Raw genomic sequence first — 14,226 nt, 5'->3', positions numbered from 1 at the left:
TTATGGCTTCACCCAATGAACTCACTGAACAATTAACCACGCTGCGCGATTATATTCGCTGGGCAGTGTCGGAATTTACCCGAGCTGGAATCTATTATGGCCACGGTACTGATAATGCCCTGGATGAGGCGCTGCAATTGGTGTTGTACAGCGTAGCAGTACCCATGGGCAGCGAGGCGAATCTACTGGATGCGCAGCTTACGCTCATCGAACGTCAGCAGGTGCTGGGGTTGATTAAGCGGCGTGTAGAGGAGCGTATTCCGGTGCCATATATCACCGGCGTGGCATGGTATGCCGGGCTGGCATTTAACGTTGATGAGCGAGTGTTGATTCCGCGTTCGCCGATAGCAGAGTTAACGGAGCAGGGTTTTGAGCCCTGGGTGTCGGGAAGGCCGCTTAATCGCATTTTGGATTTATGCACCGGAAGCGGTTGTATAGGTATTGCCTGCGCGCATTATTTTGAAGAAGCGAGCATTGATTTGGCTGATTTATCTGCGGATGCGCTTGTAGTTGCGGAGAGTAATATTAGTCGCTACGAACTTAATCATCGGGTAACGGCGATCCAGTCTGACGTTTTTGCTCAGTTGGGTGGTCAGGTTTACGATTTGATTGTCAGCAATCCACCCTATGTGGATGTAGAGGATTTGGCCGCAATGCCGGCAGAATATCAGCACGAACCTGCGATGGCGCTGGGATCAGGTGAAGATGGTCTGGATTTATGCCGCCAGATATTGCGAGAGGCCGCAGCGTATTTAAGTGCTGATGGGCTGTTAGTGGTTGAGGTGGGTAATAGCTGTATTGCGTTAGAACAGGCTTTCCCTGATGTAGCGTTTACCTGGTTAGAATTTGAACGTGGTGGTCATGGGGTTTTCGTGATGACCAGAGATGAACTGCTGCAGTATCAATCGTTTTTTAGCGAATAGGCCAGGCAATAGCGATAGGCCGGTATTAAAGCTCTGACCCTTGGGCTGATATGCCGTATAATCGCCGCCAATCCTGAAAATTTATTTATATTTTGAGAGTATTTACATGTCCGGCAATACCATAGGCAAATTATTCACTGTCACCAGCTTTGGCGAAAGTCATGGCAAAGCATTAGGCTGTATAGTTGATGGTTGCCCTCCGGGTTTAGATATTTCGGAACTGGATTTGCAGCGCGATCTTGATCGCAGAAAACCAGGTACCTCCCGGTTTACTACCCAACGCCGCGAGGCTGATGAAGTACAAATTTTATCCGGTGTGTTTGAAGGTAAAACCACCGGCACCTCGATTGGCTTATTGATAGAAAACACTGACCAGCGTTCCAAAGATTACTCAAAAATTATGGACCGTTTTCGGCCTATGCATGCCGATTACACCTATGCGCATAAATACGGAATTCGCGATTATCGTGGCGGCGGCCGATCTTCCGCGCGTGAAACCGCAATGCGGGTAGCGGCCGGAGCCATAGCGAAAAAATATTTAGCGCAGCAGGGAATTGAAATTCGCGGTTATCTCTCACAGTTAGGGCCAATCAAGGCCGAGACGGTTGATTGGAGTGTGGTTGAAACCAACCCTTTTTTCTGCCCCGATCAGGATAAAGTCCCAGCGATGGAAGAGTATATGAATGCGCTACGCAAAAGTGGTGATTCTGTGGGCGCTAAAATTACTGTGGTGGCAACAGGGGTTAAACCCGGCTTAGGCGAGCCTGTCTTTGATCGCCTGGATGCGGAGATAGCCCATGCCATGATGGGGATTAATGCGGTTAAAGGGGTTGAAATAGGTGCCGGCTTTGATTGTGTGGATGCGATTGGTAGCGAGCACCGCGATGAGTTGACGCCACAGGGTTTCAAATCTAATAACGCTGGTGGTGTCCTGGGAGGGATTTCCAGTGGTCAGGATATTGTAGTGCATTTGGCTTTGAAGCCGACTTCGAGCATGTTAATTCCCGGCGAGACTATCGATGTTGATGGTAATTCAACTGACGTGATCACTACGGGTCGCCATGACCCTTGTGTCGGTATTAGAGCGACACCGATTGCCGAAGCCATGTTGGCGATTATCTTGATGGATCACTTTCTGCGTCATCGCGGCCAAAATGCGGATGTGCAATGTGCAACACCGGTTATTCCCGCGAGCATCGATTAGGTTTTAACTGACAATGTTTAGCAGTTCCTCGTCAGTACCTTACTGGCGGCTGTCCAGTTTCTATTTTTTCTATTTTGCTTTGCTGGGTGCGTGGCTGCCGTTCTGGCCGCTGTATCTTCAGGACCTGGGTTTTAATGCTACTGATATTGGTTATCTAGCCGGTATTATGATGGCCACCAAAATTATTGCGCCTAATTTATGGGGCTGGTTGGCTGATGTGACCGGCCGTCGTATGGCAATTATTCGCGGCGGTTCGCTGGCCGCATTAATTATTTTTCTGGGTATTTTTATTAACCAAAGTTTTTGGTGGCTTGCCTTAGTGATTGCGGGCTATAGTTTTTTTTGGAATGCAGTACTGGCGCAATTCGAAGTCGCAACATTGTCACATTTAAATGGCCGCTATCAACGCTACAGCCAAATTCGCTTATGGGGTTCTGTTGGGTTTATTGTGGCGGTGGCGTTGCTGGGGTTTTACTTTGATTGGTATGCCGTCACCGTTTTGCCCTGGGTTATTGTGCTGTTACTACTGGGGATTTGGCTAAGTAGCTTATTGGTAGACGAAAAAAAGCCTCTGACTAGCAACCATCAGTCCACACCATTGTTAACATCTGTGCTGAAACAGCCCGCGGTTATTGCTTTCCTGGTTAGCTGCTTTTTATTGCAGGTATCGCATGGGCCTTATTACACGTTTTTCAGCGTGTATTTGGAAGATCATGGATACAGCCGCAGTATTACCGGACTACTGTGGTCATTGGGTGTCCTGGCAGAAGTCGTCGTGTTTATCTTTATGCATCGCTTGCTGAATCGTTTTAGTTTACGTCTCATTATGCTGGCTAGCTTATTGCTCTCGGTGATTCGCTGGTTATTAATTGCTGCGTTTGTCGATAGCTGGCCGGTGTTGATTGTTTCCCAGTGTTTACATGCTGCCACCTTTGGGAGTTTTCATGCTTTCGCTGTAGAGATGGTCCGTAGAACCTTTAAGGGCGGCTTGGAGGGGCAGGGCATGGCTTTGTATAGCGGGCTGAGTTTTGGTGCTGGCGGTGCTGTGGGCGCCGTTCTGAGTGGCTGGGTGTGGGATATCAGTGCCGAATTAACTTTTTATGCCGCTGCGATGGTCTGTCTGGTCGCTTTAATTTTAGCTTATTGTGCGCCAACGGAAGTGTTGCAAAAACCGCGGGCACGATGAGCTGGACTTTTATACAATATCGCTTAATACGGCGTGCCGAATATCACTTTCAGGAAAACGACTATGAGCCAACTAACCCATCTGAATGAAGCCGGTCAGGCACAAATGGTGGATGTTACTGATAAAGCCGTGACTCAGCGACAAGCAACGGCGGAAGCCACCATTACCATGCTACCGTCTACGTTGCGGCTGATTATTGAAGGCGGCCATAAAAAAGGGGATGTCTTTGCCGTTGCCAGAATTGCCGGTGTGCAGGCAGCCAAGAAATGTTCAGAGCTAATTCCTTTGTGTCACCCCTTGATGTTGTCGTCCATTAAAGTCGAGCTGCAAGCCGATGAGGCTAATAATCGGGTGGTCATTCAGGCTAGCTGTAAACTGGCAGGTCAAACAGGAGTCGAGATGGAAGCATTAACCGCGGCTTCAGTGGCGGCATTAACCATTTATGATATGTGCAAGGCGGTGGATAAGGGCATGACTATCGGCAATATTAGTTTGTTAGAAAAGTCTGGTGGCAAGTCGGGCTTGTGGCAAGCGTCATCAGTTCTGTCGCAGGGGTAAATGGCCATGTTAACTATTTTATTTTTTGCCAGAATTCGTGAGCAGTTAGGGGTTGATCAATTAAGTTTGCCACTTAGCTCTGCCACAATGACGATAGATGATTTACTGCAACAGTTGGTGACAACAAATGAACCGTATTGGGCAGAGGTATTATTAGCTGATAATGTCGTTAAAGCGGTCAATCAACAAGTAGTAAAAACGGGGCATGTGCTAAGTGATGACGATGAAGTTGCGTTTTTCCCTCCAGTGACGGGCGGCTAAAAAGTATGGATAGTTATATCAGTGTGCAACCGCAAGACTTTGATTTAAGCCATGAGGTAAATTTGTTGCAACAACAAAATGGCCAGGTCGGTGCTGTTGCCAGTTTTGTCGGCGTGGTTCGTGATGTCAATGAGGGCCAGCAAGTAGCCACGATGGAGTTGGAGCATTACGCCGGTATGACCGAGCGTAGTATTGATGAAACTATTCAGCAAGCCGCAGTCCGTTGGAAAATTATCGGCGCAAGGGTTATTCATCGGGTGGGCAAGCTCGCAGCCGGTGATCAAATTGTGCTGGTTGCGGTGAGCAGTATGCATCGTGGTGATGCTTTTGCCGCCTGTGAGTTTATTATGGATTATTTGAAGACTCGGGCGCCCTTTTGGAAAAAAGAATTAGGCCCTAATGGTGAACACTGGGTTGATGCGCGTATTTCTGATGCGGCGGCGGCTGAGCGTTGGAAGTAGTCAAGCTTTTAGTCTAGCCTATATAGGGTATGATCTTCCCAAGGTGCTGCACTACACTGCGTTGAATTAGCTGTGGGTTTATTTTAATTAGTCGATGTCGGTGTATAATGCCCGGCTGTATTGACCCCCGAATATAAACTAAACATTAAGGACGCTTTATGAGTCTTGATAGTCGCGAGTTCCGCAATGCGCTGGGTAATTTTGCTACCGGTGTCTGTGTTATCACTACTAACCCTGAAGGCTATGCCCCATTTGGTATGACAGTAAATTCTTTTGCTTCAGTGTCACTGGATCCCGCATTGGTACTTTGGAGCCTGCAAAATAATTCGGAATGTATTCCTGCGTTTGAGAAGGCGGATAAATTTGCGGTTAATATTTTAGCCAGCGATCAGCAGGGTTTGTCTAATCTCTATGCGAAAAAGGGCGACCATGTATTAGCCCCGGAGCATTTTCGTATAGGCAAATCGGGTAGCCCGATCGTTCGCGGTGTAGTGACCAGTTTTGAGTGTAATATCTGGGCACGTTACCCTGGCGGTGATCATGTGATCATAGTCGGTGAAGTGACAGACATGGAAGTGAATACTAATAAGCAGCCGCTATTATTTAATGCTGGTGCTTATCGCGAGTTGCGTTAAAACGTATTACTTTAAAAAGGATTGAAATGAAATTTTGCAGCGATTGTGGACATGCGGTCAGCAAAAAAATTCCGGAAGGAGATGATCGTTTACGTTATGTCTGCGATAACTGCGAAGCTATTCATTATCAAAATCCTCGTATCATTGTTGGAACTATTCCGGTGGAAGGTGACAAGGTATTATTATGTCGCCGGGCGATAGAGCCGCGTAAAGGTTTTTGGACTGTGCCAGCGGGTTTTATGGAAAATGGTGAAACCACATTAGCTGGTGCGTTGAGGGAAACATGGGAAGAAGCGAGTGCGAAGCCGGTCAACGCCGTGTTGTATCGTTTGTTTGACCTGCCCTATATCAATCAGGTGTATATCTTTTTTCGCGCTGATCTGGCCGGCGGAGCGTTTGCTGCTGGTCAGGAGAGTCTTGAAGTACAGTTGTTTGCTGAGCAGGATATTCCGTGGGATGAAATTGCTTTTCCGGTGGTAACAGATGCTCTGAAAGAATGGTTTGATGATAGACGAAAAGACATATTCCCTGTGCGAATGTCAGAAGTAGAACCTATTTGGCACCATAAATAGATCGCAGTGATTTAACTATTCATTGCTATAAAAAACCGCGTTATGAATGCGGTTTTTTTATAGTGATTGTTAAATAGTGATGATAGTTATGACAGGGTTTGGCGATCGATGATATTACGAATTCTTAAAAACTCATCTTCAGCTTCGGGCAAAAATACCAGCTTATAAAAATAACGCTCGTTGACCGTATGTTCATGTGCAGTACCAATACCAGCCTTGTGGGTGGAGTGGGTGTAGCTCATTTCAAGGTGAATAACCCGGGTATTGATGGGGAGTTCGAAATCCAGACCATCCAGGGTTTTCTTGGCTTTTACCTCTTTGATCGTATAAGTCGATACCTCGGCAATAAACCCCAAATTTATCCGAAAGTTACTGGTTACCGGGGCGAGATACTGGTTGTCCATATCTTTATGTTGGACATACACCTGTGGATTCTTTTTAACTTCAATAAACATCAAGCAACTCCGAGAGTATAAAAAGCGTAACTGAAAAAGTGCTGGCCATTATTTTAGCAGATATTTTGGGTCTACTTGGGCAAATAACTGATTACCGCCATTTTGTTTGACCAGTTCGAATTGTTGCTGCGCGTTATCGAGCGCGCCTAGTTCAAATTCACATTGTCCAAGACGCAAATGAATGACCGGGTTTCCTGCAGCTTTTGGGCAATGTAGCGCTGAACTAAGGGCTTCACGTCCGCTATTGAAATCCCCTTTGGCAAAATAGGCATCACCTAAAGCGGTCAATATCCAGCCAGCTTGCTCCCACTCAGTTTGAGGCTTGGGCAGCAGGGTCCAGGCAGAATAAAAAGTACGGATAGCCGCTTTGGTGTCACCTTGATCAAAATGCAGGTAACCCTGCTCACAAAGCTGGCGAATATTTTTGTCGATCTCGGGATCGAGTAGGGTTGATGAATTTTCGAGCATGGGTATCTAATTCATTTTGAGCAATTATATAGCCGGATTATTGTTCACTATTAGATTTACTTTGGCGCTAGTCTAACGGCTGCTTACGGTAGAGAAAAGAAATTTTATCTTGTATTTGGTGTCTCTGCCAAGGACGCATACAATAGGCGAAAAATAACAGACAGGCTGTTTGCGTGGAAACTTCTTTTATCATCATTGCTGCATTAACCGCCATCATAGCCTTTGCTGTGGGTGCTTTTTTGTTTCGTAGCAAGGCCGATATGCAATCCCCGCAACAGCAGGCGCTGGAGGGGGAGCTGGCTGAGCTTAAGCAGCAATTAGTTGCAGTCCAGAATCATAAACTAGTGCTGGAAACGCAGCAGCAAGGGATGGGCGAACAGCTTGCTAAAGCGGAAAGTTACCTGCAGCAACGTGAGCAGGTGATTGCGGATTTACAACAACAACTACGGCAGGAAGCGGCGACCAAAGCATCTTTGCAAACCGAGCTGGAACAGCAACGCGTACGAGCAGCTGAAAGCCTTAAAACGTTGGAGGAAACGCGTCAGCAACTAAATCGTGACTTTGAATTGCTGGCCAATCGCATTTTTGAAGAGAAAACCGAACGCTTTAATCATCACAGCAAGACCACATTGGATACCGCACTAACCCCGCTGCGGGAGCAGCTCAAAGATTTTAAAAGCAAAGTTGAAGATGTCTATGATAAGGACAGCAAAGAACGGGTAACGCTAGCTGCCAAACTGGATCAATTAAAAGAACTGAACCAGCAAATGAGCGCTGATGCCTTAAATCTGACCAATGCCCTTAAAGGGGATAACAAGGCGCAGGGTAATTGGGGGGAGGTCATTCTCGAGCGCGTGCTGGAAGAGTCGGGTTTGCATAAAGGGCGGGAGTACGACACACAAGTCAGTTTCAAGGCTGATCAGGGTAGAAGTCAGCCCGATGTCATTATCCGCTTGCCAGAAAACAAAGACCTGATCATCGATTCCAAAGTATCGCTTGTTCACTATGAGCGATATTGCAATGACCCTGATGAGTCCAATCGGCAGCAGGCCTTAAAAGACCATGTGGCCTCCGTGCGTGCGCATATCAAAGGCCTTAGCATTAAAAATTATGAAGGGCTTGAGGGCTTGCGCACATTGGACTTTGTGCTGATTTTTATCCCGATCGAATCGGCTTTTATGGCAGCATTCGAACACGATCAGGCGATGTTTCGCGAAGCTTACGAAAAAAATATCATTGTGGTTGGCCCCACCACGTTATTGGCGACACTTAGGACTATCCAGAGTATTTGGCGTTATGAGCGGCAAAACAAAAATGCCGAAGAAATTGCACGGCAGGCCGGCGCGATGTATGACAAGTTTGTCGGGTTTGTAGGTGATTTGGATAAGGTCGCTGACTATATTCAAAAAGCCGGTAAGGCACAGCAAGATGCCGTGTCAAAACTCAGTAGTGGTCGAGGTAACTTGGTTACCAGCGCTGAAAAATTGAAAAGCCTCGGCGCAAAAGTAAAAAAATCACTGCCTAACACTATGACATCCGGTTTACTAGGCAGTGATGAGATAGTAGAAAATGCTGACGAAGACGATGATGCCAGCTAAGTAGCTGGTGATTTGATTTTTAACACGATTAATCATTAAGAGAAGGAGTCCATCCGTGGCGCACCCTAAAGTAGGCAATCTGGCCCCCGCATTTACCTTATTGGATCAGGGCGGCAATAAAGTTAGTTTGAAAGAGTTTAAAGGTAAAAAAAATGTTGTGCTGTATTTCTACCCAAAAGCAATGACACCCGGTTGTACGGTTCAAGCCTGCGGTATTCGTGATAATAAAAAGGCTTTTGATAAACTTGATACTGTCGTGCTAGGTGTGAGTCCTGATGCAGTGGAGCGCTTGCCAAGATTCATTGATAAACAAAATCTTAATTTCACCTTATTGTCTGATGAAGATCATGCCATCGCTGAAAAGTATGGTTGCTGGGGGATGAAGAAATTTATGGGTAGAGAGTTCATGGGCTTGATTCGTACCACATTTATTATTGGCAAAAACGGCAAGCTGTTAAAAGTAATGGATAAATTTAAAACCAAAACTCACCATGAAGATGTGTTGGCTGTGCTTGCAGAGTTACTTGATTAGATTTTACTGTAAGAGGTGGGGCAGACCACCTCTGCAGCGTTGTAGATTACAAGTTAGTTAGCGGGATTTGATTTGGAGCCTGTTCAATGGGTTCAGATGTGTCGCGGTTGCGGATGGTATCAGCGATTCGATACATGGGATCTTTGAGCATGTTAATGAGTTCTTCGCTGGCATTGATGCGCTCCAGCGCTTTATCCATACACAGTAGCCACTGATCTCTTTCGTCAGGGCCAATCGGATAAGGTTTGTGTGGGTCAGTCAGGCAAACAGTGCCATATTTTTCCGAGTATACGGGGGGCCGCCCATCCAGCCGGTAAGGTATTCACATAATTTTTGTTTAATGAGGTCCAGATTGGCCGCATGCATATGGCGGATGGTCTCTGCTTGCGGTTGTTCGTCCATGACATCGTAAAAGGCATCGGCTAATTGACGGATACCGTCTTCGCCAAGGATTTGGTAAGGCGTTTGTGCTGACATTAAAGGTTTCCAGTGGTATTTATGACGCAATGTGAGTAAGTTTATCCTCCCGTAAAGCAGATGAAAAGTTAATGATTCAGATCAACGCTTATGATTAAGCCTTTTAAAAAAATACCTTCATGTCAGCTGGATGAATCTTGGGCAGCAGTGCTGGAACAAGAATTTAATCAACCTTACATGCAGCAGTTGCAAGCGTTCTTATTGGCGGAAAAAGCAGCAGGGAGAACGATTTACCCTGCTGAAAAGGATTGGTTTAACGCGTTTAACAGCACCGGTTTTACCGATGTTAAATTAGTGATTCTGGGGCAGGATCCTTACCATGGCCCTGAGCAGGCGCACGGTTTGAGCTTTTCAGTACCCGCGGGTGTACGCATTCCGCCATCGCTGCGTAATATCGTTAAGGAGTTAGCCGCAGACTTGCAGTTACCCATGCCCTCCCATGGCTGTTTACAGACGTGGGCCGATCAGGGCGTACTGCTGCTAAATGCAACATTGACAGTGGCGGCGGGTCAAGCGGGCTCTCACCAGAAGCGGGGCTGGGAGCAATTTACTGACCAGGTCATTTCGCAGCTAAATGAGCGACGCGAAGGTTTGGTTTTTCTGCTTTGGGGCAGTCACGCACAAAGTAAAGGGCGCTTTATAGATCAGGAAAAGCATCTGGTATTAACCGCACCGCATCCATCACCATTATCTGCCCATCGTGGTTTTTTAGGATGCAGGCACTTTTCCCAGGCCAATGTTTTTTTGCTGAAGAGTGGCCGTAGTGCGATTAGTTGGCAGGTATAAGCGGTTGAGCTGGCGATCTATCGAACAATAAAAAGGGCCGAAGATTCGACCCTTTTTATTGTAGTTGCACTGTGTGCCAATGGTGTTATTGCAAAAATGCCATTGCCGCTTCCATGTCTTCAGACAAATCCTCCGCCTCATGGGCGTTCACTTCGTGCGATAGGCCTAGGCGCTCAAAGGCTGAGATGTTGCTCCAGTCCATCTGTGTCAGCGGGTGATCTGTACCAATGTAGCTTTGTAGGTTGGCCACCATAATGACATCCGCATAATCCACAGTGGGGACGACGCGATCAAAGTGAATGTGCTCTTCGGGGACCAAGCGCAATACATCGGGAAAATCCCAAGCCGCTAATATTTTACTGCCAATCTCTGGATAAGCCGCTTCAATCAGCTGATCCAGTAGGGCGACATCTTTTAATAATTTACGATTGTCTTCGGCATAGGTCAGTACTGGCAGTACGCCTATTTTATGGACTAGTCCTCCCAAGGTCGCTTGATCTGGCTTTAATTTGGTGTAGTGACGGGCGAGTACATGGCTGATACCGGCAACTTCGGTGCTGCGGGTCCACACTTCGCGCATTTTTTCATCAATGATGTCCGAGGTCGCTTGAAACATTTGCTCCATGGCCAAGCCGGTAGCTAAGTTTGCGGTGTAATCGATGCCCAGACGGCTGACTGCCATTTTTAAGTCTTCAATCTCACGGGCCGCACGTAATAGCGGGCTATTGGCTACTTTGATAATACGTGCCGTCAGGGCCGCATCATTGGTAATGACATTGGATAATTTTTGGATGTCGATGTTTTCATCGGAGGCAGCTTCGCGAACTTGTAACGCCACTTCGGGCAGCGTGGGCAGGGTCAACTGATCATTTTCTATGGCCTGAATAATCTCGTTTTTGATTTGCAGTATTTGTTCGTTCATGAAGAGTCCTAAGTCAATCGGTAGCGGATGCTGCTTACTAAAATAATATCGAATTAAGTTATAGCATAAGGTAGCGAAAGAATCTGTACGGGATGGCGTGAAGCGCCGACAAACACCTGATTTTTTTCGACCGCATCATTGGTGATGATGGCTAGAGCCTCGCACTGTCCTGGCCCTATTGCCACCGTATTCACTAAATTACCGATGCTTTGCTCACCGTCGCTATAGAGTTCAGATGCCGCTGCTGGTAGCGTCTGGTCGCTGGGATAGTCAAAACCAATGCGATAAAGGCGTCGCTTGAGCTTACCTTTGTATTGCATGCGGGCGACGACCTCTTGGCCGGTATAGCAGCCCTTGGTAAAACTGATTGCACCTGTGGTTTGGTAATTCAGCATTTGCGGAATAAACAGGTCGACAGTTTCGCTGCTGATGTCGGCTATGCCTTGTTGGATGGTTAGCCTCTGCCAGTGATGAGAGCCTTTAGTGGCTAAACCCTGGCTCAGTTGTGGCCAGAGCACTAAAGCTGACGCCAGTGATAACCAGCATTCAAACATCAGGCCGTCGTCATCAAGCTGGACCGCCAGCCCGTGTTCAGTTTGCAGGCACTGATTTTTATCGCTAAATGATTGGCCAAAACATTGCGCAATATTTTTGCGTGCGCCAGGCCCGTAAAGACCAATGATTAAGTGTTCTTCACTGACAATCTGCTGCTCGGCCTTGGAAAAAACGATGTATTTGCCGAGCACGGTTTTGCTACTCTCCACGATGGAATAATGCATTCGAAGCAAGTGCCGCTCCGGCTGGTTCTGGCTAAGTGGAAGCTACTAAGCAGGCGGCCTTTGGGTGAGCAGAAGGCACCGCTACAGCTGCTAGTGTCAGTAACGTTGGAGACATCGCAGGTGGTTTGGCCCTGCAAAAACTTACTACTTTCAGGGCCTGCTATTGCCAGTAGCCCATAGTGGGTGAGTGGGCTGATAAAATTCTCAGCCAATACGCTGTCAGTACTGTTGCTGTGACAGTGGTGGTGTTGGTCTAATGACATCCCCAGTGAATCTAACAAAGAGAGAAGTTGTTGGTTTGAGCTCATGTCGATTATCTATTGTGGCAAAAAATGCGTTGATATTTACCGCTAATAGTAGGGCTTGAGTGGACACCTGTCAGTAGTTTTATCCGGGCGATAGCAAGATTGACCATAGGCGCATGGGTTCTTTGTCGTTATAATTCGCAGCTTGGATAAATGAATTGAGCAATTTAATGATTGACGAGAATGACTATAAACGGATTCGCTGGGCTAGCCGCCGGGGAATGCTAGAGTTGGATTTGATATTGGTGCCTTTTGTCGAAAACCAATTTCGGGGTTTAAATGATCAGGATAAACGTCGGTATATTAATTTGCTTGAAGGTGAAGATAACGATTTATTTGTCTGGTGCCTGGGCCGGCAAGTCCCCACTGATCCGGATGATGCAGCGATTATCAAATTGATTATTGAATATGCTCGCAGTGCTAATAAAATCTAAATCTCTCAGGTAACTCCTGAGTAGAATGTTTAAGGCTATGGATGGCCCGATGAAAGTAGCTCCATTTACTCTCCATTTTTACCCCTCTCGCTATCTGTTGATGTATTTGTTTCTGCTGTGTTTTAGTGTGTTGCTGTCGCTTTATTATTTGCCGTTAGATTCGCTGCAGTTTTTATCTGTCTCACTTTTAGTTATAGGTATTTGCCTGCGCAGCTTTTTTAGCACAAAGAAAGTAGGACAGTTGGTTTATCGTGATCAATGCTGGCAGCTTATTACTGGTGACAAGACGGTACTGGCTGACCTTTATCAGGCAACGGTGTGGCGCAGCTTGGTGGTGATGAACTTTTGTGCAATCGGTGATGGCTCAAAATGCAGCTTGATACTGTGGCCTGAGAGTGCAGCTAAACAACAACTCCGGCAGTTGCGTGTTATGCTCAGACATTACCCGGTGTATAGGGATACTATTATTTAATAGAGGTGGTGGGGATCAGGATGGTATCGCTGGAGGTCGCTAGGGTTTCCGGGTAGTCCAATGTGTAATGCAGGCGCGGCTTTCTTTTCTGGATATGGCGGAGCGGATGATCAATTCAGCTACCTTTGCCAGGTTTCGCAACTCAATTAAATCGTTAGAAACTTTGTAATTGCGATAGTATTCGTTAATTTCCTGCTGCAGTAACTCGGCGCGGCGTAGAGCACGTTCCAGGCGTTTGTCCGTGCGAACAATTCCCACGTAATCCCACATAAATCGACGCAGCTCATCCCAGTTGTGTGAGATGACTACATCTTCGTCAGAGTCGGTGACTTGTGATTCATCCCAGTCTGCAGCGCTGCGAGGCGCGGGGGCTTGCTCGAAGTTCGCAACGATATGGTTGGCTGCTGAGCGGCCGTAAACCATACATTCAAGGAGTGAGTTACTGGCCATGCGGTTGGCACCATGCAGCCCGGTGAAGGAGGTTTCGCCAATAGCGTAGAGATTGTCGATATCGGTGCGGCCATGAATGTCTACCATAACCCCGCCGCAGGTATAGTGCGCAGCGGGTACCACTGGGATGGGGTCGCGAGTAATATCGATACCTAGCTCCAGACAACGAGCTTTAACGGTGGGGAAATGGTGTAGCAAAAAGTCAGGCGATTTATGGCTAATATCGAGATAAACACAATCGCTACCTAGTCGTTTCATCTCATGATCGATGGCGCGGGCTACGATATCGCGCGGGGCTAACTCGCCCCGTTTATCAAAACGGTGCATAAATCGCTCGCCGTTTGGCAGTAATAGCTTGCCGCCTTCACCGCGGATGGCTTCAGTAATCAAAAATGATTTTTGCCTGTGGGTGATACAGGCAAGTAGGGTGGAATTGATTGAATTCCATATTGGCGACCCGACAACCGGCCCGCCAGGCCATCGCTATGCCGTCACCGCTGGCGCCATCGGGATTGCTTGTATAAAGGTAAGCTTTACTGGCGCCGCCAGTGGCAAGCACCACAAATTTGGCCTGGAAAAGGTCGACATGATCCGAGTTCCTATCCAGCACATAAGCACCATGACAGCGTTGCTGTTGCATGACTAAATCAATAGCGACACGCTGGTATAGATGTGAATGTTGGCAGCCGCCAAGGCTTGTTGGCTGAGGGTTTCAGAACCGCTCGCCCGTAGCATCGGCGGCATGAAT

At 47.2% G+C, this 14,226-nt stretch carries 19 protein-coding genes and 1 pseudogene; 13 read left to right on the top strand and 7 right to left on the bottom strand.

The window, feature by feature from the left end; genetic code table 11:
• Window positions 1-2: 2 nt before the first annotated feature.
• From prmB to UNITIG_RS21295, 8 genes are all read left to right on the top strand, one after another.
• Window positions 3-923: a 50S ribosomal protein L3 N(5)-glutamine methyltransferase gene (prmB, locus tag UNITIG_RS21330; protein WP_101760366.1), complete on the top strand. Its 921-nt coding sequence runs from the start codon at window positions 3-5 to the stop codon at window positions 921-923.
• A 106-nt stretch (window positions 924-1,029) separates the two neighbouring features.
• Window positions 1,030-2,127, top strand: a complete 1,098-nt coding sequence (aroC, locus tag UNITIG_RS21325; RefSeq protein ID WP_101760365.1) for a chorismate synthase — start codon at window positions 1,030-1,032, stop codon at window positions 2,125-2,127.
• A gap of 13 nt (window positions 2,128-2,140) precedes the next feature.
• Window positions 2,141-3,313, top strand: a complete 1,173-nt coding sequence (locus UNITIG_RS21320) for an MFS transporter (RefSeq protein ID WP_101760364.1) — start codon at window positions 2,141-2,143, stop codon at window positions 3,311-3,313.
• Between the two features lie 63 nt (window positions 3,314-3,376).
• The gene (gene moaC, locus UNITIG_RS21315; RefSeq protein WP_101760363.1) at window positions 3,377-3,871 is read left to right on the top strand and encodes a cyclic pyranopterin monophosphate synthase MoaC; all 495 of its coding nucleotides are present in this window, start codon (window positions 3,377-3,379) and stop codon (window positions 3,869-3,871) included.
• Window positions 3,872-3,877: 6 nt separating this feature from the next.
• A complete protein-coding gene (gene moaD / locus UNITIG_RS21310; protein ID WP_101760610.1) occupies window positions 3,878-4,132 on the top strand; it encodes a molybdopterin converting factor subunit 1 in 255 nt (84 codons plus the stop codon).
• 5 nt (window positions 4,133-4,137) lie between these two features.
• A complete protein-coding gene (gene moaE / locus UNITIG_RS21305; RefSeq protein ID WP_101760362.1) occupies window positions 4,138-4,593 on the top strand; it encodes a molybdopterin synthase catalytic subunit MoaE in 456 nt (151 codons plus the stop codon).
• 158 nt (window positions 4,594-4,751) lie between these two features.
• Complete coding sequence (locus UNITIG_RS21300; protein ID WP_101760361.1) at window positions 4,752-5,228, top strand: flavin reductase family protein; 477 nt, start codon at window positions 4,752-4,754, stop codon at window positions 5,226-5,228.
• Window positions 5,229-5,254: 26 nt separating this feature from the next.
• Window positions 5,255-5,800 carry an NUDIX hydrolase gene (locus UNITIG_RS21295; RefSeq protein ID WP_101760360.1) on the top strand — a complete coding sequence of 182 codons (546 nt, stop codon included), beginning with the start codon at window positions 5,255-5,257 and terminating at the stop codon, window positions 5,798-5,800.
• An 86-nt stretch (window positions 5,801-5,886) separates the two neighbouring features.
• Here the strand turns inward: UNITIG_RS21295 and UNITIG_RS21290 are convergent, their stop codons facing one another.
• A complete protein-coding gene (locus UNITIG_RS21290) occupies window positions 5,887-6,255 on the bottom strand; it encodes a hypothetical protein (RefSeq protein WP_101760359.1) in 369 nt (122 codons plus the stop codon).
• A gap of 48 nt (window positions 6,256-6,303) precedes the next feature.
• Window positions 6,304-6,723 (bottom strand): tol-pal system YbgF family protein, encoded by a 420-nt coding sequence (locus UNITIG_RS21285; protein WP_101760358.1) that lies wholly within the window; start codon window positions 6,721-6,723, stop codon window positions 6,304-6,306.
• 173 nt (window positions 6,724-6,896) lie between these two features.
• Here UNITIG_RS21285 and rmuC point away from each other — a divergent pair, with 173 nt between their 5' ends.
• Window positions 6,897-8,321 (top strand): DNA recombination protein RmuC, encoded by a 1,425-nt coding sequence (gene rmuC / locus UNITIG_RS21280; protein WP_235015562.1) that lies wholly within the window; start codon window positions 6,897-6,899, stop codon window positions 8,319-8,321.
• Window positions 8,322-8,376: 55 nt separating this feature from the next.
• On the top strand, window positions 8,377-8,853 hold the full coding sequence (gene bcp / locus UNITIG_RS21275) for a thioredoxin-dependent thiol peroxidase (protein WP_101760357.1): 477 nt from the start codon (window positions 8,377-8,379) through the stop codon (window positions 8,851-8,853).
• A gap of 46 nt (window positions 8,854-8,899) precedes the next feature.
• Here the strand turns inward: bcp and UNITIG_RS25260 are convergent, their stop codons facing one another.
• Window positions 8,900-9,115: a hypothetical protein gene (locus tag UNITIG_RS25260; RefSeq protein ID WP_255399786.1), complete on the bottom strand. Its 216-nt coding sequence runs from the start codon at window positions 9,113-9,115 to the stop codon at window positions 8,900-8,902.
• Window positions 9,112-9,330, bottom strand: a complete 219-nt coding sequence (locus UNITIG_RS25255) for a hypothetical protein (RefSeq protein WP_255399748.1) — start codon at window positions 9,328-9,330, stop codon at window positions 9,112-9,114. Before UNITIG_RS25255 ends, UNITIG_RS25260 begins: the two co-directional genes overlap by 4 nt.
• 90 nt (window positions 9,331-9,420) lie before the next feature.
• On the opposite strand from UNITIG_RS25255, the gene ung reads away from it, so the two are divergent.
• On the top strand, window positions 9,421-10,116 hold the full coding sequence (gene ung, locus UNITIG_RS21265; protein ID WP_101760356.1) for a uracil-DNA glycosylase: 696 nt from the start codon (window positions 9,421-9,423) through the stop codon (window positions 10,114-10,116).
• An 85-nt stretch (window positions 10,117-10,201) separates the two neighbouring features.
• Here the strand turns inward: ung and UNITIG_RS21260 are convergent, their stop codons facing one another.
• Together UNITIG_RS21260 and UNITIG_RS21255 are read right to left on the bottom strand one after the other, a co-directional pair.
• A complete protein-coding gene (locus tag UNITIG_RS21260) occupies window positions 10,202-11,038 on the bottom strand; it encodes an HDOD domain-containing protein (RefSeq protein WP_101760355.1) in 837 nt (278 codons plus the stop codon).
• Window positions 11,039-11,091: 53 nt separating this feature from the next.
• The gene (locus UNITIG_RS21255) at window positions 11,092-11,817 is read right to left on the bottom strand and encodes a folate-binding protein YgfZ (protein WP_101760354.1); all 726 of its coding nucleotides are present in this window, start codon (window positions 11,815-11,817) and stop codon (window positions 11,092-11,094) included.
• A 463-nt stretch (window positions 11,818-12,280) separates the two neighbouring features.
• On the opposite strand from UNITIG_RS21255, the gene UNITIG_RS21250 reads away from it, so the two are divergent.
• Window positions 12,281-12,556 carry a succinate dehydrogenase assembly factor 2 gene (locus UNITIG_RS21250; protein WP_369809238.1) on the top strand — a complete coding sequence of 92 codons (276 nt, stop codon included), beginning with the start codon at window positions 12,281-12,283 and terminating at the stop codon, window positions 12,554-12,556.
• 49 nt (window positions 12,557-12,605) lie between these two features.
• Complete coding sequence (locus UNITIG_RS21245; protein ID WP_145999254.1) at window positions 12,606-13,028, top strand: hypothetical protein; 423 nt, start codon at window positions 12,606-12,608, stop codon at window positions 13,026-13,028.
• Here the strand turns inward: UNITIG_RS21245 and nadB are convergent.
• Window positions 13,021-14,226 (bottom strand): annotated as a pseudogene (nadB, locus tag UNITIG_RS25250) (L-aspartate oxidase); the annotation flags it as partial. The gene UNITIG_RS21245 and the pseudogene nadB sit on opposite strands and share 8 nt — an antisense overlap.

The sequence above is a fragment of the Oceanicoccus sp. KOV_DT_Chl genome (assembly GCF_900120175.1).
In the GTDB taxonomy this organism is placed as follows: Bacteria; Pseudomonadota; Gammaproteobacteria; order Pseudomonadales; family Dasaniaceae; genus Oceanicoccus.
Note: the sequence above shows the minus strand (reverse complement) of the source record. Positions and strands in the feature narration are given on the sequence as shown.